This window comes from Bacillus sp. MSP13 (assembly GCF_000815295.1).
GTDB classification, from domain to species: domain Bacteria; phylum Bacillota; class Bacilli; order Bacillales; family Bacillaceae; genus Bacillus; species Bacillus vallismortis.
Genome location: NZ_JXAQ01000003.1, coordinates 77,253 through 97,685, shown reverse-complemented (window position 1 = coordinate 97,685; position 20,433 = coordinate 77,253). Strand labels below are relative to the sequence as shown.

At 45.0% G+C, this 20,433-nt stretch carries 21 protein-coding genes; 7 read left to right on the top strand and 14 right to left on the bottom strand.

Annotated features, from left to right (window positions below; translation table 11 throughout):
• Positions 1–5: 5 nt before the first annotated feature.
• Positions 6–503, bottom strand: coding sequence for a cupin domain-containing protein (locus tag SC79_RS01850; protein WP_039073630.1), 498 nt, complete (start codon positions 501–503; stop codon positions 6–8).
• A 130-nt stretch (positions 504–633) separates the two neighbouring features.
• Here SC79_RS01850 and SC79_RS01845 point away from each other — a divergent pair, with 130 nt between their 5' ends.
• The 3 genes from SC79_RS01845 (at position 634) to SC79_RS01835 (ending at position 3,234) form a co-directional block, all read left to right on the top strand.
• Positions 634–1,608, top strand: coding sequence for a DMT family transporter (locus SC79_RS01845; RefSeq protein WP_039073629.1), 975 nt, complete (start codon positions 634–636; stop codon positions 1,606–1,608).
• Positions 1,609–1,729: 121 nt separating this feature from the next.
• The gene (locus SC79_RS01840; protein WP_039073628.1) at positions 1,730–2,482 is read left to right on the top strand and encodes an ABC transporter ATP-binding protein; all 753 of its coding nucleotides are present in this window, start codon (positions 1,730–1,732) and stop codon (positions 2,480–2,482) included.
• Complete coding sequence (locus tag SC79_RS01835) at positions 2,482–3,234, top strand: ABC transporter permease (RefSeq protein ID WP_039073627.1); 753 nt, start codon at positions 2,482–2,484, stop codon at positions 3,232–3,234. Before SC79_RS01840 ends, SC79_RS01835 begins: the two co-directional genes overlap by 1 nt.
• 41 nt (positions 3,235–3,275) lie before the next feature.
• Here the strand turns inward: SC79_RS01835 and SC79_RS01830 are convergent, their stop codons facing one another.
• The 6 genes from SC79_RS01830 to SC79_RS01805 are packed head-to-tail and all read right to left on the bottom strand — an operon-like array spanning position 3,276 to position 8,752.
• Positions 3,276–4,148, bottom strand: a complete 873-nt coding sequence (locus tag SC79_RS01830) for a DUF6282 family protein (protein WP_039073626.1) — start codon at positions 4,146–4,148, stop codon at positions 3,276–3,278.
• Complete coding sequence (locus SC79_RS01825) at positions 4,145–4,819, bottom strand: RraA family protein (protein ID WP_039073625.1); 675 nt, start codon at positions 4,817–4,819, stop codon at positions 4,145–4,147. The genes SC79_RS01830 and SC79_RS01825 overlap by 4 nt, the downstream gene beginning before the upstream one ends.
• A 13-nt stretch (positions 4,820–4,832) precedes the next feature.
• Positions 4,833–5,942, bottom strand: a complete 1,110-nt coding sequence (locus SC79_RS01820; RefSeq protein ID WP_039073624.1) for an isocitrate/isopropylmalate dehydrogenase family protein — start codon at positions 5,940–5,942, stop codon at positions 4,833–4,835.
• Between the two features lie 6 nt (positions 5,943–5,948).
• A complete protein-coding gene (locus SC79_RS01815) occupies positions 5,949–6,755 on the bottom strand; it encodes an alpha/beta fold hydrolase (RefSeq protein ID WP_039073623.1) in 807 nt (268 codons plus the stop codon).
• Between the two features lie 5 nt (positions 6,756–6,760).
• Positions 6,761–7,762 (bottom strand): hypothetical protein, encoded by a 1,002-nt coding sequence (locus tag SC79_RS01810; RefSeq protein ID WP_039073622.1) that lies wholly within the window; start codon positions 7,760–7,762, stop codon positions 6,761–6,763.
• 30 nt (positions 7,763–7,792) lie between these two features.
• Positions 7,793–8,752 carry a DMT family transporter gene (locus SC79_RS01805; protein WP_039073621.1) on the bottom strand — a complete coding sequence of 320 codons (960 nt, stop codon included), beginning with the start codon at positions 8,750–8,752 and terminating at the stop codon, positions 7,793–7,795.
• Between the two features lie 366 nt (positions 8,753–9,118).
• Here SC79_RS01805 and SC79_RS01800 point away from each other — a divergent pair, with 366 nt between their 5' ends.
• The gene (locus SC79_RS01800; protein WP_039073620.1) at positions 9,119–9,910 is read left to right on the top strand and encodes a DUF4931 domain-containing protein; all 792 of its coding nucleotides are present in this window, start codon (positions 9,119–9,121) and stop codon (positions 9,908–9,910) included.
• A gap of 142 nt (positions 9,911–10,052) precedes the next feature.
• Here SC79_RS01800 and SC79_RS01795 read toward each other — a convergent pair whose 3' ends face one another.
• A complete protein-coding gene (locus SC79_RS01795; protein WP_039073619.1) occupies positions 10,053–10,865 on the bottom strand; it encodes a uroporphyrinogen-III synthase in 813 nt (270 codons plus the stop codon).
• A gap of 173 nt (positions 10,866–11,038) precedes the next feature.
• Between SC79_RS01795 and SC79_RS01790 the strand changes: the two genes are divergently transcribed.
• A complete protein-coding gene (locus SC79_RS01790; protein WP_039073618.1) occupies positions 11,039–11,224 on the top strand; it encodes a hypothetical protein in 186 nt (61 codons plus the stop codon).
• 42 nt (positions 11,225–11,266) lie between these two features.
• Here the strand turns inward: SC79_RS01790 and SC79_RS01785 are convergent, their stop codons facing one another.
• From SC79_RS01785 to fdhF, 6 genes are all read right to left on the bottom strand, one after another.
• Positions 11,267–12,445, bottom strand: a complete 1,179-nt coding sequence (locus SC79_RS01785; RefSeq protein WP_039073617.1) for a glycosyltransferase — start codon at positions 12,443–12,445, stop codon at positions 11,267–11,269.
• 22 nt (positions 12,446–12,467) lie between these two features.
• Positions 12,468–13,658, bottom strand: a complete 1,191-nt coding sequence (locus SC79_RS01780) for a cytochrome P450 (RefSeq protein ID WP_039073616.1) — start codon at positions 13,656–13,658, stop codon at positions 12,468–12,470.
• Positions 13,659–14,172: 514 nt separating this feature from the next.
• Positions 14,173–14,802, bottom strand: coding sequence for an NUDIX hydrolase (locus tag SC79_RS01775; protein WP_082022524.1), 630 nt, complete (start codon positions 14,800–14,802; stop codon positions 14,173–14,175).
• A 68-nt stretch (positions 14,803–14,870) separates the two neighbouring features.
• Positions 14,871–15,515, bottom strand: coding sequence for a DUF4352 domain-containing protein (locus tag SC79_RS01770; RefSeq protein ID WP_039073615.1), 645 nt, complete (start codon positions 15,513–15,515; stop codon positions 14,871–14,873).
• A gap of 198 nt (positions 15,516–15,713) precedes the next feature.
• Positions 15,714–16,274 (bottom strand): DUF1641 domain-containing protein, encoded by a 561-nt coding sequence (locus SC79_RS01765; protein WP_039073614.1) that lies wholly within the window; start codon positions 16,272–16,274, stop codon positions 15,714–15,716.
• Positions 16,267–19,224, bottom strand: a complete 2,958-nt coding sequence (gene fdhF, locus SC79_RS01760; protein WP_039073613.1) for a formate dehydrogenase subunit alpha — start codon at positions 19,222–19,224, stop codon at positions 16,267–16,269. Before fdhF ends, SC79_RS01765 begins: the two co-directional genes overlap by 8 nt.
• A gap of 147 nt (positions 19,225–19,371) precedes the next feature.
• Between fdhF and SC79_RS01755 the strand changes: the two genes are divergently transcribed.
• Positions 19,372–19,935, top strand: coding sequence for a YjgB family protein (locus SC79_RS01755; protein WP_039073612.1), 564 nt, complete (start codon positions 19,372–19,374; stop codon positions 19,933–19,935).
• 98 nt (positions 19,936–20,033) lie between these two features.
• Positions 20,034–20,432 (top strand): ribosomal maturation YjgA family protein, encoded by a 399-nt coding sequence (locus SC79_RS01750; RefSeq protein WP_039073611.1) that lies wholly within the window; start codon positions 20,034–20,036, stop codon positions 20,430–20,432.
• The last annotated feature ends 1 nt before the right edge of the window (position 20,433 follow it).

The window sequence follows — 20,433 nt, the reverse complement described above, 5'->3', positions numbered from 1 at the left end:
CCCCTTCACTTGACCCATATTTCCAAAAGAGGAGCTCTATTTCCTGTGATCGGGTCATTATCCGGCAATGCCACCTGTTTGATCTGCTTCATCGCTTCCTTCCGTTCACTTGGCTCTCCCGTCTTCATATCGTACTGAACGCCTCCCGGATAAGCGCCAATAACGGTAAAATCACCGCTCGCGCTTTGCTTTTTATGGCCAACTCCAGCTGGAATCACGACTGCGTCGCCCGATTTGAAGGGAATGGCAACTCCTTTTTCTCCCCCAAACTGAATCACAGCCTCTCCCCGGACAGCAATCAGGACTTCATGCGCATTGCTGTGATAATGATGGTATGGAAAAACACTCCCCGACCAGCTGTTTGACCAGCCATGCCGATTGACGATCCGCTCTGCCGAACCGGTGTCCTTGAGTGCGTTTTGATACACAACGAGCGGAAAATCAGGGTGGTTCGGAATCCTGCCGTCATCCTGTAAAAAGTAGGTCTGTGTCTCTGGTTCCATCAATGTCACCTCCATTTTTTGTCTTCCACACATTGCGGTTTGTAAAACATGCTTATTTTCTCACGACTTCATTGATCTGTGCGATATCGAGTAGTATAGTATAAAAAATAATGCCAGAATGAGGGATATCATGAAAGCAATCATCATCGGAGTATTGGCTTCACTCTTTTTCGCCGTTACCTTTATGTTAAACAGAGCGATGGAATTATCCGGAGGCAGCTGGCTTTGGAGCTCTTCGCTGCGATTTATTTTTATGGTGCCGTTTTTATGTGTGATTGTCATCATGAGAGGGACATTCGCCCCACTCTTACTAGAGATGCGGAAAAAACCGTTTTTTTGGATCAAATGGAGCTTTGCCGGCTTCGTGCTTTTTTACGCGCCGATCACATTTGCGGCTGCATACGGTCCAGGTTGGCTCGTAGCCGGAACTTGGCAAATCACCATTGTAGCCGGCGTGCTCCTATCTCCTCTTTTTTATGTCAAAAAAGAGATGCCGGGCGGCCCGCAGCTCGTTCGGCAAAAGATTCCCCTTGTTTCACTTGGCACGTCCGTGATCATTCTGATCGGAGCGGCGCTCATCCAGCTTCAGCATGCAGAATCGCTTTCCGGAAAGATGCTGCTTTTCAGTGTGCTGCCGGTTGTCATTGCGGCTTTTGCCTATCCGTTAGGAAACCGGAGAATGCTCGAAGAATACGGAGGCCGGCTTGATACATTTCAGCGCGTGCTGGGAATGACCTTGGCGAGCCTTCCGTTCTGGCTGGTCATAGCAGCTTACGGGTGGTGGTCAGACGGCCTTCCAACAGCGGGGCAAACCGGTCAATCCTTCATCGTTGCCGTCAGCTCAGGCGTCATTGCTACCGTTTTATTTTTCTGGGCAACTGCTATGGTAAGAGACAATCCGCAAAAGCTCGCAGCCGTTGAAGCAACCCAATCCGGTGAAGTGATATTTGCGCTGCTTGGTGAAATCGTTCTGCTGTCAGGTGTTTTTCCATCCTTTTTATCATTTGCCGGTTTATTCATTATTATTGCAGGGATGGTGTTGCACACCTTTGCTTCACAACTGGGAAAACCGAAAAAGAATACACAGTCAAATCTGACCGCATAGCATCTGCAGGAGAATGGGTGAAAGCCTGTTCTCTTTTATTTTCGCTACCATAAAGCATCTGTTTCACGTTATATTTACATAAAGGATCATCCTACTTATATACTGAAAGGTGAATAATATAATGGAAGCAAACGATCAAACACAAAACAGACCAGCCATCTCCTTCAGATCAGTCAGAAAAAGCTATGAACAAGATAGACAAACTTATGATGTATTGCAAGATGTCACCGGAGACATTCAACAGGGCGCAATCGTCGCCGTTTTAGGACCTTCTGGTTCAGGCAAAAGCACCCTCCTGTCGATGTGCAATGTAATGAGAACGCCTGATAGCGGCGACATATACATATACGGAAAAGAAGTCCGAGAATGGAATGTCAATGAGCTGAGGCGAACGGCGGCCCTCGCGTTTCAATCGGCTCCCGTTCTTGACGAGACAGTCCGTGACAATCTTAATCTGGTCCATAGGCTGCATCAATCCCAGCAGCACTCTCCTGAGGAGCTCGCATCTCTTACAGGGCTTCCGCCAGAGCTCCTAGACAGAAACGCCAAGGATTTATCAGGCGGACAGCGGCAACGGCTGTCACTAGCCAGAACGCTCGCAAACCCTTCCTCTATTCTTTTATTGGACGAAATCACATCAGCCTTGGACCCGGTTTCCGCTCTTGAGATTGAGGAACTGATCAAACGCCAGCATCAAGAGAAAAAATGGACGGTCATGTGGGTGACTCATAATATGGAGCAGGCGAAGCGAGTTGCCGACACCATTTGGTTTATGGCGGACGGACGGCTGCTGGAAATTGCTGAAACCGAAGCGTTTTTCTCCAATCCGCAGCATGAAGCAGCGAAAGAGTTTTTGAAGGGAGGGACCCGATAATGGATTACCTTTCTCTCTCTTTAACAATGATCTTTGTTTTGATCGCCTTGTTTTTATCCAAATCCTTTAAAGCCGGCGTTGAAAAAGACATGGTCATCGCCACGATCCGGGCTGCGGTACAGCTGCTTGTCATCGGTTATGTCCTATCGCTGATTTTCCGCGGAGACCACCCTGTTTTTATCTTGTTCATGGTGCTGCTAATGCTGGCAGTGGCGGCACAAAATGTCGTCAAACGAAAGAAAAATGCGATCGGTTCGTTTTGGAAAGTATTCGCAGCGTTAGCGATTGTAGAAATGGTAACGCAAGGCATATTGCTGTCTCTTCATATCATCCCGTTTACGGCCCGATATGTCATTCCGATCAGCGGAATGGTCATTGGAAATTCGATGGTGCTCGCAAGTCTGTTTTTAAACCGGCTTAGCTCAGAAATCGGTGTTCGCAAAGAAGAGATACAATTGATATTGTCTCTTGGAGGCACACCGAAGCAATCCATACAGCGTATACTTACTTCAGCGATGAAAATGAGTATGATCCCGACGCTGGAAAGCCAAAAAACGCTGGGGCTTGTTCAGCTTCCAGGCATGATGACCGGCCAGATTTTAGCGGGCGCGGACCCGATTCAGGCGGTACGCTTTCAGCTCTTAATCGTATTTACAACGATGGCGTCAGCCGCGCTGACATGTGTGATCTTAAGCGTTCTGACATACCCTTCATTATTTACAGCGCATCAGCAGCTGAAGGAAAATGGATAACCGAAAAAGATGAGCCCTTCCCGAAACGGAAGGGCTCACCTTTATTTCACGCCTAAAAAAGCGGTTGGATTCAAATAACAAATCTCATCAGCGATTTTTTGATTAAAATCAAATCCGTTTGCTTCAGCAGCTTTTTTTACCTCTGTCACATACTCCGTATAACCCTCAGTTACTGTCCCATTCTTTAACTGGCCGAAATCCGTCGAGACACATATGCGATCTGTCCCCCATGTTTTCAGCACTTCAACTACATCCTCGTGCCGGTCATAACCGATTTTGCTCATTAAAACAGCAAATTCAACATAGACGTTTTTGGAAGAAGACAGCATATCAATGACCTCAGCGATTGTAAAATTTGTACACTGGTAAAACGGGTGCGTAATCATCAGCTTACATTTTTGCTTTTCTGTTTCTTCAATCAGCATATACACTTCTTCTTTTGAGGAATGGCCTGTCGCTAATGGAATGTTAAACGCCGATGCTACTTGAATGACTTCCTTTGTTTCTTGACGCAGTTTTCCGTTTTCGCTGACCCTTTCATATTTCACTGTATGTTCAGCTAAAACAGGATGAGATGTGGTTTGTATTGTTTTTGGTTTGTTTGACGGCAAGGTCAAAGTGGGAAACCAAATCATCATTGAAGAATGATCCGGACCGTTCGCAGCAATCGCTGCTTCCACCACCGACCGGTTAATGCCGCCGTTGTACTGGTTTAATGTAATAGATCCAAAGAGCGGCAGCCCCATCTCCCGGGCCGTGCGCGCAAGCGGCGTTGTGGCCATCAAGTGGCTTTTCATAACGGCTGCCCCATTGTTCGCTTTTAATTCTTCACCCAGATTAAAAATCGTATATCTTCTTTTATACGTATCAGGCCATGCGTGGACATGAAGATCTAAAAATCGCTCGAGTTTCATTTGGCTGTCACTTCGTTCTCCCAAGGTCGGTGATACTTATACATGTCACGCGCTTCTTTTAAATGTACGCCCCGCGAAACGGCTTCTTTGATTTTCTCTTCTGTTTCTTCAATGGCTCTAGAACGCTTGATGACTTCTTCGGCAACGTCTTGGGGAATGACGATCACGCCATTTTGGTCCGCGCGGACAAAATCGTTCGGCTGAATGACCGTGCCGCTGATCGTGACAGGGACCTGATGGGCTGTCTTTTTTGTCCGGCCTTTTCCTGTTTTCATATAGACAGCAGTACTGAACATGGCGTACTCCGTTTTCCGAATATAATCAATATCACGGCAAGCACCATCTATTACAGTGCCCGCGATTTTCTTTTGAATCGCCAATTGGGTTAAAATATTGCCCCATACGGTACAGTCTGTACGGCCGTTATTAGCAAGAATAACAACTGAACCCTCTTCGGCCGCATCAATAAAATCGGCTGCCTTGGCAACTTGCTGTTCCTCTTCGCTCGGATCTCTGTATTCCACTGTAAACGCTGTTCCGCAAATATCAGCAGACGTGTTTCTCGGTACGATACCGCTTAATCCGCCATCTATGTTTAAACTGTCCAATGCGTCGGAAATCGTCGGCGTATCAAACGATTTCAATTCTTTTATGATTTGTTGATGATCCACTTATTTGGCCTCCCTAGCAATTTTCAATGATGGCATTTGCCGTTTCTTTTGTGCTTGCGATCCCGCCTAAATCGTACGTAAGCGTTTTTCCTTCTTTTAATACTTTGTTGACAGCGTTTTTGATCCGCATGCTTTCTTCCATAAAACCGCAATGCTCAAGCAAAAGGGAAATGGTCAAAAATTGTGCCATCGGATTCACTTTCATTTTTCCGGCATGTTTTGGCGCTGAGCCGTGTACCGGTTCAAAATATGCATTCTCGTAGCCGAAGTTAGAACTCGGCGCAAGGCCTAAGCCGCCCATAATGCCCGCCCCGAGATCGGAGAGAATGTCGCCAAATTGGTTTTCGCTGACAATGACGCCGAAATGTCCCGGATCTTTTACCATCCACATCGCTGTCGCATCAACGTTTTGGACCTCCCAATCCACTTCTGGATAATCCTTCGCCACTTCTTCTAAAATGGTTGATGCAAACTGACCGGACTGCCTCATCACATTTGGCTTATCTGACCACGTCACTCGTTGGTAGTTGTATTTTTTCGCCCATTCAAAGGCAAACTTCAACAATCGCCTTACACCATTTTTCGTAATCAGGCGAATCGCGGCGCCGCCATCCTCTTCTCCGTCTAGCTGCCAATTATTTAGTCCGTTCTTGTTTGCCTGAATAAAATCATACAAATCTTTGGGAATCGGTGAAAAGTCGAGTCCCGCATAAAGTCCCTCTGTGTTTTCGCGAATGACAGTCATTCTAAACTTTTTTGAATGCTGATGGTCTAAGCTGTAAGCCGGACGCACATTGGCGAACAATTGTAATTTTTGTCTCAGCTGAATGACAGGTGAAACATACTTCAGGTCTTGACCTTGCAATGACGGATCTAATTCTTTTAGGCCCTGAGCATGAGGTTTGCTGGTAATCGCGCCTAATAATGCCACATCACATTTATCAATTAAATCCCACGTTCTTTGCGGAACCGGATCCCCTTCTTTTTTCCAAAACTCCCATCCGATATCACCAAACTTCAGATCAATATCGACACCTAATCGGTCAAATACCGGCAAACTGCACTCGATCACTTCAGGACCGATTCCGTCACCTGGTAAAACTGCTGCTGTTAATTTTGCCATTTGTTTTTACACCTCTGCTCCAAAATGTGAATCAATAAATTTCTCGATTACTTGTTTGACTTCTTCTGGTTTTTCACCAAACATGCGCATACCGCTGTTTTGGATAAAATTGATGTTCGCCTGCGGCAGATATCTTTCAAAATATTCAGATTCCTCTTGTCCTAATAAAATTGATTCTTCTCCGAAAATGATTTGAATCGGCGACTTCATCTGTTCATGATATGCTTTTCCGTTATGATTGATAATGGCTTGGACACCAGCTTTCATTTTGGCAACGGCGATCGCCTCATCTTCTCGGTCTGTCGTCTCCAACTGGAATAACGGCAGCTCGCTTTCTTTGACGACCCACGGCACTAGACCCGCTTGAAGCCCTTTGACGCCAAATTTGTCGCAAAGCATATACCATGTGGAAAAGACGGCCTTTAATTTTTTATTTGGGCAAAGCATGGTGGATACCAACAAAACAGGAGTGTCTGCGTATTCATTGAACGTGCTTAAATACTGAGCCATCATCCCGCCAAGAGAAAAGCCCCAAATCATATAAGGGGTAATGTTGTTCTTTTCGACATAATCATGTGCCCACTGAGCCAATTCAGGAACAGTAAATGAATCTTGTCCCTTATGTTCCTGTATCAGTTTTTCCGGGACATCTAAAATGAGAAATGTATAGTCGTTCAGGTACGGTGCAAGTGATACCAGCCATTCTTCCCGGCTTAATGCGTCTGCGTCCATTCTCGGCAAAACCAAAATCACTCTGTCTCCGGTCCCTAACTCCAGCTTCCAGCTGCGTTTTGCGTTTTCTTTGTTCATCATCATACTCATCCTACTTGACTCAGCTCGGTGCTTCGCAGCGCAAACTCCGCACGATGAACCAACGTCTGCTTTTCTAAACTAACGAGTAAATCCAATAATTTAAGGCCGCTTGATTGCGCCATTCTATCGAGCTTGTCTAATACATCTAAATTCAAATTATGCAATCCCGACAAAATCCCTTCTTCTTTGTCATAGAAGGAATTCTCTGACGTATCGTTAATGAATAGGGTGTAGGCTTGTCTTGATAGCTGGATTAATTCACAAATGTCATATTTTTTGCTGAGGTCTAAGCGGTTGAGTATCGCTGCAAATGTCTCGATGCACAGGTTTCCAGGCCCTTTGCCAAAACCGTATAAACTCCCGTCAATGAACTGGACACCGCATTGGATCGCATCAATTGCATTTGCCGATGCAAGGCCTAAATTGTCATGAGGATGAAAACCGAGTTCTACAGATGAATGTTCTTTCAGCTTGGTAAATAACGATGAAACAGCAGGCGGCATCATGGCTCCGTTGGAATCAGCCAAGTAAATGTAATCGGCTCCCGCCTCTATTACTTTTTCTGTAAATAAGATGATATCTTGGATATTGGCGTGGCTTGCTCTAATTAAGTTTGCGCTGACATGAATGCCGTGTGCTTTCAATTCTTTGATGACCGGAAGACTGGCATCCGTTTTCGCAAGAGGAATGCATAAACGAACCATACCGACAGATGGGTGCTTCATCCGTTCAAGAAATTCTTCTTGATATTGTGCCGGATGCAGCATGAGCACCAATTGTGAGCTTGACTCCGATCCTATCGCGGAAGCCATTTCTTCTATGTATTCAATCGGACAACAGCTTTGAAGATTCATTCCTTCATGTGAAGACACATAACCAATTTCGATAAAATCAACATTCGCTTTTGAAAGTCCGCTGACGACTTGGCGGGCGGCATCTAAATTGATCTTCGCCCCTTCCACATGAACTGATTCTCTTAACGTGACATCCATTAATTTTATACTCATCTTAAAACCCCTTTTTGATTGGATTTGATGCTATACCGCTTCTTTTTTGTTTGTCTTTACTGCAGGCATGACAGACCGCCGTCTCTGATAAAAATTATTTAATACAATCGCACCGATCGTTAAGAAAGCCCCGCCCGCTTCAACAGGCGACATTCTATATCCTGCGATGATGGAAATGATAAACGAGACAATCGGAACCAAGTTCATAAACAAAGAACCATTGATTGGTGTCAATATCTTATTGCCGATATTCCATGCAAATACGCCGATTACACCTGCAAAAATACTCATGTAAATCATTTCCCACTTGATGTCCATAACTTGATTGACAGAAGGCATTTCCACTTTTCCCAATAGTACGAATATTGAAATAACAACAATAGACGTAATATTTCCGAAAATACAGCTCAAAGCCGTGTAACGCAAGGATGACCATTCCGGAAAGCTGCTGCCTCCAATCGTATAAAGAACCCAGGCTAACACGCTAATTGACATAAGAATAATAGGAACTGCCTGCTTATTACTGTCTGCAAAGAAAGCAACATCTCCCTTTGTCACGACCAGCAGCACACCGATGAAGGACACCGCAACCAAAAGCAATGTAACATTCGCCGGCCTGTTCTTTTTGTACACCCATAAAACAAGCAATGACACCATTGGGATCAGCGCCATTAAAATAGAGCCTAAAATAGCCCCGTTATCGCCCGCCATCTTTTGCCCTAAAAATACAAGAAAATTATAAGCGCAGAATGCCATACTCCCATAAAACCAGATTGGAACCAGTTTCCCTTCTGTTTTAAAACTTTTAGCCCCCTCTGTAAAAAACAGAATGACAGATAGCACCACTGCCACAATCAAATAACGTATCAATGTAAAAAAGAATGGATCAATATGTTTCAGAGCTCTTCCGGCGACAGGCCACTGCGCTCCAAAACAAATACCTGCAATCAGGCAAAAAAGCACGCCTTTTTTAAAATGAGATGTTGTCATGTTCTCACTCGCTCCTTTTGTGGTGAAATACTCCCAATTTTCTCCTTTCCGTAAGATATTTCCTAATATACACAGATGGGTAATATTTGTAAACTATTATTTTCAAAACATTTTTATTTTTATAAATTTTGAATTTATAAGTTTCGGTTCACGAATAAACAGCCTTAAACATGCATCACGACGGGATTTTACGCTTTTTGGAAACGTGAACATCCCGCATTATTATTTTACATAAAAAATAAATTCTTTTATTTTTTTGGTGAATGTAAACAAAAATAAAGAAAATATTGAAAGCAGAATGTAACCCATATAGAATGTAAAAGTGACATAAGAAATTTAGAAAATTTTGAAAGGTCGTTTTATCAGATGCAAAAATTATATTTTTCCAGCTATATCGGTGCCCAAAAACCTGAAACCATTGTCAATAAACATAACGCCTGTCCTTTTTGTGATCGAGATAACCTCACCGGCATTTTAGAAACAGAAGGGGATATGATTTGGCTCGAAAATAAATACCCCACCATCCAGGATACGTACCAGACGCTGATTGTTGAGACAGGCCAGTGTGACGAAGATATAACGACTTACAGCAATCAAAAAATGAGAAAATTGATACAGTTTGGTTTAGAGAAATTAATACATATGGAAAAAGATCCCCAATACAAAAGCGTCATATTGTATAAAAACCACGGCCCGCTTTCAGGCGGCAGTATAAAACACGCCCATATGCAGATTGTCGGATTAAAACATGCGGATTATATGAAATCACTTTCATATGAGAATTTTCTGGGGATCAAGGTTGCAGAACATCCTAATAAAGCCGAATTCAATCTGTCGAGCGATCCGATTATGGGTTTTACAGAAATGAATGTGATCATTAGTGACTCGCTGGAGAATACTGACCTGATGGCTGATTATATTCAAACAGCTGTTACCTATTTGACCCAAGATTTCAGCTATAAATGCACAAGCTATAATTTATTTTTCTATCATACAAATCAAAAGATCATCTGCAAAATCGTGCCGCGTTTCGTCGTTTCCCCTTTCTTCGTTGGCTATAAAATCCCGCAGGTCTCCGTAGATCAGCGTTTGCATGAAATAAAAGAAGAATTGCAGATAAAATTGAAAGCCTCACAAAAAGAAAACAATGTGCTATGAAAACATAATGCTCGAAGTTTGGCAGTATAAAAACAGCTGATAAGGATAAACACAAAGCCGTTTTCACATCCAAATGCAGGCTTCAGTCTTTTGCCGGCATATAAAAAGCCGCTTCCTTTCGGAAAAGCGGCTTTTGTACTGGTTATTCTTTTTCTTCATAATACTTAGACAGCTCAATAATCATCGCGCCCATCCGCTCAATCTCCGGAGCGAGCAATCTTGTCATGCCTTCTTCCCTCAGCGCTTCCGCGGTCACTTTGCCGACAGCCGCAGCGATAGCGCGCTCTTCGAATACAGCCTTCACTTCATTGATATAGCCGCGCTCCTTGGCAAAGTCAAACAGGGAACGAACCTGAATGGCCGTTGTAAAACAAACGGCGTCGATCTCACCATTCATCAGCTCCCGGCATAACTGCTCCACTGTTTCCTCCTCAGGCGGGATATGCTGATAAGGCAGAATCGGCAGGACAGACGCGCCCTTTTCTTCAAGAAATGCCATGAGGGCAGGCGCATTTTCTCCATGAAGCTGCACCATGACTGTTTTTCCTGAAAAATCGTGGGGCTCCAGAGAACGGATTAAGCCTCTTGTTGTCCCGTCTTCATCTGAAGCTTCCGGGGTGATCCCAAGCTTTTTCAGCGCAGCCAGTGTTTTGTATCCCCGGCATGCAGCTTTCGCTTGGCGAATGGCCTGCAAAAACTCATCTTTCAGACCGATTTTCTCTGCCATATCGACAAGCGTCTCCGTGCCGATGCCTGTTGTGAAAATAACCCAGTCAGCTTTTTCCTCCACAAACGTCCGCAAATCCGGCTCCACCTGCTTCTCTGCTAAGTAAACCGTTCCTTGGAGAGGACGGATGACAGGTGTTCCGCCCTGTTTTTCAATGATTGTGCTGATCTCTTCCGTTTTTCGGGAGCCCCCGATCGCCACGCGTTTTCCATGTAATCCTTTTCCCATACCCGCTTCCTCTCCTCTATGCATATGTTTTTATGTCTACGAGCTTAATAAAGCTATTGTGGCGCAAACCGAGGGAGAAATCAAGATAAACCCAAACCTCTAAAATCCATTTGAATACGACTGAAGCTTGCTGTAATATAAACAGCAGACATGTTTTCTAACGGAGGTTCGCCATGGACACAAAAGAAGAATATGAGACTAAAGGCTTCGATACAACGATCGTTTACGAATTCAATGAATACCCGGACGTCCGCAGCGGGCGCTGTGACAATTGTGATTACACACTGTTCAAAAGCTCTGTTAAAGACGGAAAATTTCTAAGAGAATGCCGGAGATGCGGAATGAAAAAGAACATTTAAACAAAAAACCGAAATCGAATGTTTGATTTCGGTTTTTATGATTTATTGTGTAACAGCGGATTTTTTCATAAACGCTTCAACCTCTGCGGCCGCACGCTCTGCTCCGCCCGCCTCTTTTACATCCTTTTGCATGTTCTTGACGCGGTTTAACACCCCTGGATCACCGGATACAGCCTGAACCGCTTCCTGCAGCTTGGAAACCGTCACTTCCTCTTTCGGCAAATAAACGCCGAGGCCTAAATCATCGACACGCTTTGCGGTGAGCTCCTGCTCATACATTTGCGGAATGACGACAAGCGGCACACCGGCATTCATCGCTTCCATTGTACTGTTCATCCCGCCATGAGAAATAAATAAATCAGCTTTCGCCAACACCTCAAGCTGCGGCACGCTTTGGCGAATGGTAAAGTGAGCAGGGATATCATCCAAGCTTTCAGGGTCAATCGTTTTTCCGACCGACATGATCACTTGCCACGAAGAATCTCGAAATGCCTCGATGCACATCTTGTAAAATTCCGGCCATGCGTTAAACGCCGTTCCCAATGAGATCAGCATAAGCGGGCGATCACCCTTTTTCATCAACAGGCTTTCTTGTTCCGTCCGTTTTCCAAGGGAAGGGCCGACAAAACAGAAACGGTCATCGAACGTCTCATGCTGGATTTGAAAAGACTTCGGCATAAACACAATATTTAATGGTTCCGGCACAGCTAATTGTTCAAATGAAACAACCGGCAATTGCTCTTGCTCCAAATAGGCTTTAAATTCAGCCTCGGCCTCTTTTATCATTTTCAGCATGTCTTCGCTTCCGAGCTGAAAGGATTCATTTTGGGCATAGGATGAACAAAGCTTGACAGCGGGCACATGAAGCTTGTCAGCAAACAATTTTCCAGCCAGCGCGACAAAATCATAGATGATCAGATCAGGCTGATCATCTTGATATAACTCCTCAAGTTGCGGCAGAATGCTCAGTGATTCTTTTAAGAGAATGAGCGGCGCATCATTCTTTTCCATCATCTCCCTGATTTGCTTAGGGTCAATATTCAAGGATGTACGATAGATCAATGCTTCTCCGCCGGCTTGTTGTACAGCAGGCGCGAACTCCTCCGTCGTGGCATAGGTGACACGATGCCCTCTCTCACAAAGCTTCTCTACTAATGCAAGCGTAGGATTGACATGCCCGTACGCCGGGATATTGATCATCGAAATATGGTGCTTTTTCATGAATCTCCATTCTCCTTCTCTATTAAATTTTCACACGGAAGCTCTTTAATCCGTATATCACGCTGTTTTCAATCGGTGTGATACTGACGCATTCCATATGAGGAAAAGCAGAAATCAAAGACGTTAACGCGATATTCGCTTCAAGACGGGCAAGGGGCGCCCCAAGACAAAAATGGATGCCGTGCCCAAACGCGATATGCGGATTGGGATGGCGGTGAATATCAAACAGGTGTGGCCTGTCAAACTTCGCTTCATCACGATTTGCTGACGCCACAAAAGCCAGAACCATATCCCCTTCTTTCATGCGGTGTCCCCCGATCTCCGTATCTCGCTTGGCAATGCGCCTCAAAACCGGTGCTGGCGCCCTGAAACGCAGGGCTTCCTCCACTGCCTGAGGCATGAGTTCAGGATGGCTCCGCAGTTCCTCATAAACATCCGGCGTTTCCAATATGCTGTACATTGCATTTGAAATCAGGTTTGTTGTGGTTTCATTCCCGGCCACCAATAGCAGCGTGCAAAACGGAATCAGCTCTTCTCCTGACAGCTTTTCGCCTGTTTCTTCCGCTTTCACTAAAATTGAAATGATATCCTGTGCTGGTTTGTTTCGCTTTTCTTCTATGATGTCGGCAAAGAACGCGGCCAGTTCTTCCTCGCACTTGTTTCGTTCTTCTAAAAAGGCTTTTTCAGCTTCTTCACTTTTATCCTTTGGCGTGCTGACCAGAAGATCAGACCATGTTTTAAACCGATCCATATGCTCAGAAGGCACCCCGAGCAGCTCAGATATCACGATGACCGGAAGCGGATATGAAAAATCGCGCACTAGATCAAACTCGCTTCGCCCCTGAAACGTTTCAATCAGTTCATCTGTGATCTCCTGAATTCTCGGTTCCCATTGCTTCATCACACGCGGCGTGAAGGCTTTATTTACGACAGAACGGATTTGCGTATGCCTTGGCGGGTCCATGTTAATGATTGAATGTCCAATAGCGCTTGACTGCTGCGCTATATAACTGGAAAACAGCTCTTTATCGCCAATGACTTTTTTGACATCATCATATAGAAAAACGCTCCACACTTGGTTTTCTTCTTCATAGGAAACAGGCGCATCCTTTCTCATCGATTCGTACCACGGAAACGGATGATATGCATCCTGTTTGTTTTTTCCATTGAGCAGTGCTCGCTGCAAGGCTTGACGTCGGTTCAGCACATTCATGTATTGTCACTCCCCTTGAAAGAATTCAGCAATTAACGTTCGTCTTCACCTCCCGCTTTCGAGAAAGAGAGGGACAATCAAGTATAGACAGATTAATAACAGCAGGCAGGCGATTACGATGTCCAATGCAGGCATCATATATTCCCTCTCGAATTTCGTTCATCTTACCATAATCTCTCAATTTTTTTCTATTCTGCACCCCTCCTTTGGCTCACAACGTGACCTTAGACATAAGCATGCAAATTCAATATGCATTCAATTGCACACGTTCCACTAAGAAAATCCCCCTATTTTCAGCCAATAGCACTAACTCTTAAGAGTGACTTTTCCATTATGTGACCAAGTTGAATCTATGATGGACTAAAAAGGTGGCAACTCTAGACCCGTTTAAAAAAACAAGATGTCGGCAGCTGATTAGAAGGAAAAGTGAAAACAAAAAACCAGCCGTAAAACTCGCATCGAAAAACATATTACGCTATAAAAAAAGAAAGAACCCGGAAGGCTCTTTCTTTGCTTAGTCACATATCGTTCTCTTGTCCGGATGGCGCAAAAAGTCAAACAGCATGCCGAGCTGTGAGGCTGTGTTTCGTTTTGGAGAAAGCGGCGGGAGCCTGTCTTCCGGAAAAAAAGCGGCATGGTTCGTCTCAATTCCTGTTTCACCATGTCCCCCTGTTATGCTGCATTCAATGAATATCTTATAATAGTGATACGGCTGAGGCGGATGACTGTGCTTATGGCTGTCTAGCACGGCCAGCAATCGAGACGGTTCTGTGTCATACCCCGACTCTTCTTTGATTTCCTTGATCACGTTTTCAACCGGCGATAACCCAATCTCACAAAACCCACCCGGCAGTGACCACAGCTCATCATGCTTCTCCCGGACAAGCAAAATCTGATTGTCTCGGAATACTGCGCCGCGAACATCCGCTTTCGGAGTCGGATAGCCTTTCTCACCCTTCCATAAATCAGTGATCACCTCAATTTCCGTTTGTGAGTAATCCGCCATCATCTCTGCGCTGAGCTTCATCAGCTCTTCGTACCTTTCCCTGTCATACACATCCTTGGAAAAAGCGAGTCCCGCCTGTGCGATCGCCCGAATCCGCATCGCCCGTTCCAGCCATTTGGTTTGCACTTTATCACTCATCCCTTCACATGATTTGTCACTATAAAAAAGCACGTTTCTCCCCTGATGAAAACGTGCTTTTTTTAATGCTATTTTTTTAATTTTATCAAATAATCTATATTGTATTTTGCGCTTTCTTCAATTCTATCACTTCTAGTATCTGTTAAAAAAGGATTATACACTAATGTGTAATTTTTCTGTTCCCCTTTGGGTATTACATAACTAACTACTCCTGTCACCTTTTTTCCTGACGCCAGGTTTCCCCCCAAAAACATTTTTCCTTTATCCTCCAACGAAATGACTGAGCGAACTGATTTATTCTTCTTGTCTTTCAGGTCTAATCCCAATCGGCTGTATTCCATCGAACCTTTTCCAACGTATTCCAAGGTCACTTCTATAATTAACCGCTCTTCATTACCTTTTATTGTTTTTATTTTATCATTGTCTTTTCCACCCAAATCTCCATATTGGCCATTCTGTTCACGATCCACTTTATTCACCGTAAAATGAATATCATTTGCTTTAATGGTTTCTCCTATTTTATGTATTTGATCATCTTTTTTGGTCTTCGGCTCACCGCCTTTTTTCAATTCCTTATCAAGTTCCTTTTCAAGCTCTTCTTGCGATTTTTTCTCTTTCGGTTTTTCTTTTTCTGACGCATCGCTCGATTGGCTGCACGCGGAAAGCGCAAGCCCGATCGTCAAGACAAATAATAGTAATAAGACTTTTTTCATGATTGTTCCCCCATCTAAAGTAATCGATTTCTATTATAATCTGATTTTTCCTTTTCTTAACAGGTAATAAAGTAACGATTATTTCTATCTCATTCGTTACAAACTTACTTATTACTAGAATTTGAACATTTTTTACTAGTTCATTAGACCTTCTTATCACAAAAACCCGAGCTGGCGGCAGCCGGCTCGGGCGGGTGGTCAATCTCGCTTATTCATTCCTCTTTTCTCTCGAGGTTCCTGTTGTTGTTTTTGATGCTCCGGAGGCTGAGTCGTGCGTTCCATCTCCTTTGTATCCTGTCCCATTCCTTTTAAAAACGAGAAAAGCAGTGTAATGGATTTGTTGATGTCCGGGTCTTTGAGCGAACGGATGATATCGAAATAACCTGTTTTCTCTTCGCTGTCCTTCTGTTCCACCGCGTTTGCCACACCCGCATTCACTTTCAAAATGAGGGGCTCCAGCTGTTTCACATCCAGCATGCCGAGCGTTCCAAACAGAAGAAGCAGATTTTTCAGCGTATTGGCCGTTTCCTCTGTATCTGCTTTTTTCACTAGAATATCGAGGACTTTATCCCCTTGGCCAAAAAGGCCGCGGAGCAATGGCAGGGCGCCGCGCTCGTTCATATGGCCGAGCATTTGCAGCGTTTCTAGAATGGCTTCCTTATTTTCAACTAATGCATCTTCAATTTCTTTCATATCACGCTTACGCTGATCCTCTTCGGTTACTTGGATTTTCTGGATTTGTTTAATTGCTTTAGCCATTACGCCCAATCCCCCTTTTCACTGCGTCGCCAGGGAAAATATAATCCTTCCGCGCCCATTTCTTTTGCACTTGCACACCGATTTGCGGCTGCGGGTTGCCATTGCGGTGATTGATTTTAGGGAGCGGGTTGGTTCCGTCGCGCTTCAAAATTTCCATTTTGGCTGATGTTTCTTTGTATGCCGGCGTATCGGTATCCTTATCTGCATGGCTGCTAGTTAACAGGTTGATCGCTGCTTCCCCTGAATCGTTCATTGGCAGATATACTTCCTTCCCTTTGACACGATCAGTGATCACACATTTCACTTTGACATTTCCGAAAGGCGATGTGAGTCTGACAAGTGTTCCGTCCTGAATTCCACGTTCTGCCGCTAGCTCAGGAGAAATTTCTAAGAATACTTCCGGTGTTTTCTCCGAAATCCCTTTTGATTTGTAGGTTAAGTTTCCTTCGTGGAAATGTTCTAAGAGCCGCCCATTGTTGACGTGGATATCATATTCCTCACCGAATTCATCCGGCTCCGTCCATTGAACAGGATAAAGAATGGCTTTACCGTCCGGAAAAGGAAACCGCTCTGTAAAGAGTAAAGGCGAATCCTTTCCATCAGCGCTTACAGGCCATTGCAGAGAATTGTAGCCTTCAAGTCGTTCATAGGTAACGCCGGCATAAATCGGCGACAGCATCGCTGCTTCCTCCATAATGTCACTAGGGTGTTCATAGCGCCAGCCAGCGCCAAGCTTATTGGCTACTTCCATAATAATTTGCCAATCAGGCTTTGATTCGCCCAACGGTTCAAACACCTGATACAGCCGCTGAATACGGCGTTCTGTATTTGTAAAGGTTCCCTCTTTTTCAAGGCTTGGGCTCGCAGGAAGAACAACATCGGCATACTCTGCTGTTCGTGAAAAGAAAATATCCTGCACCACAAAGAAATCAAGCTTTTCAAATGCGGCATGCACATGATTGATGTTGGAATCGACAAGACCCATTTCTTCCCCTTTTACATACATCGCTTTCAACTGGCCGGAATGGATTTTTTCAATCATTTCGTGATTGGTCATGCCCGGCTCCTTCGGCATCGGCACACCCCATGCCCGCTCGTATTTTTGGCGGACTTGTTCATCCATTACATTTTCATAGCCAGGCAGTTTGTTAGGCATGCTTCCGAAGTCACTTGCCCCCTGCACGTTGTTATGGCCGCGCAACGGATAAGAGCCTGTGCCCGGTTTTCCGTAGTTTCCTGTCACAAGCAGCAGATTCGAGATCGCCGTGCTCGTGTCGCTTCCGCCAATATGCTGTGTCACGCCCATTGCCCATAACGCGCACACACTATCTGCTTGACCAATCATCTCGGCCATTTGGATGAGCGTTTCTCGATCTATTCCGGTTTTCTCCTCGGCATATTCAAGTGTGTACGGCGTGAGGCTTTTCACATATTCATCCCGTCCGTTCACTTTTTCTCCTAAAAATCGTTCATCAGCCTTGCCGTTTTCAATCAAATATTTGGCGATAGCATTCAGCCAGACGATATCTGAACCCGCACGCGGCTGAACAAATAAATCAGAGCGCTCTGCCATTTCGTGCTTTCTGATATCCGCCACGATCACTTTTTGCCCTTTCAGCTTATGAGCCCGTTTAATGCGCGTGGACAAGACCGGATGGGACTCTGACGTGTTTGAGCCGATAATCAACACAAGATCCGCTTGCTCGATATCTGTAATCGATCCTGAGTCACCGCCATAGCCGACTGTCCGAAACAGGCCTGCAGTTGCGGGAGATTGGCAATAGCGCGAGCAGTTGTCGACATTATTCGTGCCGATGATTCCTCTGGCCAGCTTTTGCATAAGGTAGGATTCCTCGTTTGTGCATTTAGAGGATGTAATAAAGGCCAGTGAATCAGGGCCAAAAGAGTCTTTCAAATCGGTGAACTTGCTGGCGATCAGGGATAACGCTTCCTCCCATTCCGCTTCACGGAAATGGTCGCCTTCGCGGATCAGCGGCTTTGTCACGCGCTCCTCGCTGTTTACGAAATCCCAGCCAAACTTTCCTTTCACACAGGTAGAAATGCCGTTTGCCGGCGCTTCCTCTTGCGGCTCGACTTTTAGAATGTCTCTCCCCTTTGTCCACACATCAAAGCTGCAGCCGACCCCGCAGTATGTGCAGACGGTTTTCGTTTTCTTGATTCGTTCATCACGCATGGCGGATTCCATATCAGAAATGGCGAGAATCGAGCCGTAACCTGTTTCTGCGCCTTTTGTGATCTCGATCATCGGACGCAGTGTTTCGTCATTGATTCCTGTTAAATATCCGGCTTCCCCTTCCATTCCTTTTTCCATCATCGCATTACATGGACAAACCGTTGAACAGTGGCCGCATGACACGCATGACGACTCATTGATCGGCACATCATTATCCCAAATGACGCGCGGGCGTTTCCGCTCCCAGTCAATGGTCAGTGTTTCAGTCACCTGAACGTCCTGGCACGCTTCAACACAGCGGCCGCACAAAATACACTGATCCGGATCGTACCGGTAAAACGGATTTGATTCATCCTTATGGTAAGGCTTTTTATCGAACGGGATGCTTTGGTGATTGACTTTCATTTCTTTCACCGTATTATGTATTTCACATCCCCCGTTGTTGTAATCGCAAACTGTACAATAAAGCTCATGATTATATAAAATCTTGTCCATCCCAATGACTTGCGCTTTTTTCACATCAGGCGAAAGCGTATCAATGACGTCTCCATCCTTTACTTCAGCGGAGCACGACCTCTTTAGCTCACCATTGATGCTGACGATGCACGTATCACATGTTTCAATCGGCCCTAAGCTGGGATGATAGCAAACTTGCGGCACTTCAATTGAACTGTTGTTCAAAAGCTGAAGCACTGTCTGGCCTTCGGACACTTCCATTTCAACGCCGTTTATTGTGATTTTTTTCTGTTCAGCCATCTCCATTCCCCTTTCTTGCTTGTGTATATACCGAATCACCCATTTCTGTTCCCTTACAAGTGATTAATAAAACATCCAAAGCGCACTCAAATGTTTTATCCCAATCACACCGGGAAACGGGATGATAGATAAAAAAGGAGGGATCGCATGAAAAAAACAATGTCTGTTCTAACAGCGGCAGCCGCACTGTCAGGCACTCTATCCGGCGTTGGCGCAGCACCCTTTCCAAGTCAAACTCAAGCAGCCACGCTCTCCGAAGACACGAATCAATCCGCCGGCGAGCTTGTCAAAGATCTCTACAACACCGCCTATAAAGGGGAAATGCCTAAGCAGGCGCAAGGCCTTGTCATTAACAAAAGTACGAAAGGCGACGTCCATGCCGCATTAGGGGAACCGGAAAGACCGAGTGCAGGAGACAATCGATTTGAATTATATCACTGGAATATGGGGCAGCCGGGCTATGGGTTTTCCTACCATCAAGACATGACCATTTCAGAAATCCGCTACTTTGGAACCGGCGTGGAGCGGCAGCAGAATGTAGGCGGCGTTACCCCGGAAGTGCTGCGAAATGAATTAGGACGTGCAAATCGAGTGTTAACCGTCCCGTTCACCGACCAAATCGATTATGTATATGATACAGGCCGATATGAACTCCATTTTGTAATAGGCACGGACCAAACCGCTGATCATGTAAACCTTAAAGCAAAATAAATACATGATGCGGCTCGGCAGCCGCTTTTTGATTGGACAAGCAGAGGAATTTCCCTTACAATCATGGGAGTTGAGCAGAGACGGGGTATCAATTTTCAATGAAGCGCAAACGATGGATATATGCAGCTCTTACCGTCATCATCATGACGATAGGGCTGGGATCCAGAACATTCTCCAGTGTTCTGCCGGATGCTGTCAATCCTTATCTGGGAGACTCGCTGTGGGCCGCCATGATCTTTACGGGATGCGGGTTTTCATTTCAGAAAATGACGACAATAATGACGGGCATTATCAGCCTTTCTTTCTGTTTTTTCATTGAAATCAGCCAGCTGTATCACGCAGATTGGATCGACCAGATCAGAGACACTTCTCTTGGCGGCCTTGTACTGGGATACGGGTTTTTATGGAGCGATATCGAGGCGTATACGATCGGAATTGCACTCTGTTCCGCCATGGAATTGTTCGTTCTGGGACTCAAAAAGCGCCGCAACATGTGAC

Excerpts from the sequence above, each read along its gene's own strand:
- SC79_RS01775 (WP_082022524.1), bottom strand. The coding sequence starts at position 14,802 with ATGAGTGATAAAGTGCAAACCAAATGGCTGGAACGGGCGATGCGGATT.
- SC79_RS01815 (WP_039073623.1), bottom strand. The coding sequence starts at position 6,755 with ATGATGAACAAAGAAAACGCAAAACGCAGCTGGAAGCTGGAGTTAGGG.
- SC79_RS01800 (WP_039073620.1), top strand. The coding sequence starts at position 9,119 with ATGCAAAAATTATATTTTTCCAGCTATATCGGTGCCCAAAAACCTGAA.
- SC79_RS01830 (WP_039073626.1), bottom strand. The coding sequence starts at position 4,148 with ATGAAACTCGAGCGATTTTTAGATCTTCATGTCCACGCATGGCCTGAT.
- SC79_RS01835 (WP_039073627.1), top strand. The coding sequence starts at position 2,482 with ATGGATTACCTTTCTCTCTCTTTAACAATGATCTTTGTTTTGATCGCC.
- SC79_RS01810 (WP_039073622.1), bottom strand. The coding sequence starts at position 7,762 with ATGAGTATAAAATTAATGGATGTCACGTTAAGAGAATCAGTTCATGTG.
- SC79_RS01840 (WP_039073628.1), top strand. The coding sequence starts at position 1,730 with ATGGAAGCAAACGATCAAACACAAAACAGACCAGCCATCTCCTTCAGA.
- SC79_RS01765 (WP_039073614.1), bottom strand. The coding sequence starts at position 16,274 with ATGGCTAAAGCAATTAAACAAATCCAGAAAATCCAAGTAACCGAAGAG.
- SC79_RS01850 (WP_039073630.1), bottom strand. The coding sequence starts at position 503 with ATGGAACCAGAGACACAGACCTACTTTTTACAGGATGACGGCAGGATT.
- SC79_RS01780 (WP_039073616.1), bottom strand. The coding sequence starts at position 13,658 with ATGAATGTGCTGAACCGACGTCAAGCCTTGCAGCGAGCACTGCTCAAT.
- SC79_RS01770 (WP_039073615.1), bottom strand. The coding sequence starts at position 15,515 with ATGAAAAAAGTCTTATTACTATTATTTGTCTTGACGATCGGGCTTGCG.
- SC79_RS01750 (WP_039073611.1), top strand. The coding sequence starts at position 20,034 with ATGAAGCGCAAACGATGGATATATGCAGCTCTTACCGTCATCATCATG.
- SC79_RS01790 (WP_039073618.1), top strand. The coding sequence starts at position 11,039 with ATGGACACAAAAGAAGAATATGAGACTAAAGGCTTCGATACAACGATC.
- SC79_RS01755 (WP_039073612.1), top strand. The coding sequence starts at position 19,372 with ATGAAAAAAACAATGTCTGTTCTAACAGCGGCAGCCGCACTGTCAGGC.
- SC79_RS01845 (WP_039073629.1), top strand. The coding sequence starts at position 634 with ATGAAAGCAATCATCATCGGAGTATTGGCTTCACTCTTTTTCGCCGTT.
- fdhF (WP_039073613.1), bottom strand. The coding sequence starts at position 19,224 with ATGGCTGAACAGAAAAAAATCACAATAAACGGCGTTGAAATGGAAGTG.
- SC79_RS01820 (WP_039073624.1), bottom strand. The coding sequence starts at position 5,942 with ATGGCAAAATTAACAGCAGCAGTTTTACCAGGTGACGGAATCGGTCCT.
- SC79_RS01805 (WP_039073621.1), bottom strand. The coding sequence starts at position 8,752 with ATGACAACATCTCATTTTAAAAAAGGCGTGCTTTTTTGCCTGATTGCA.
- SC79_RS01785 (WP_039073617.1), bottom strand. The coding sequence starts at position 12,445 with ATGAAAAAGCACCATATTTCGATGATCAATATCCCGGCGTACGGGCAT.
- SC79_RS01795 (WP_039073619.1), bottom strand. The coding sequence starts at position 10,865 with ATGGGAAAAGGATTACATGGAAAACGCGTGGCGATCGGGGGCTCCCGA.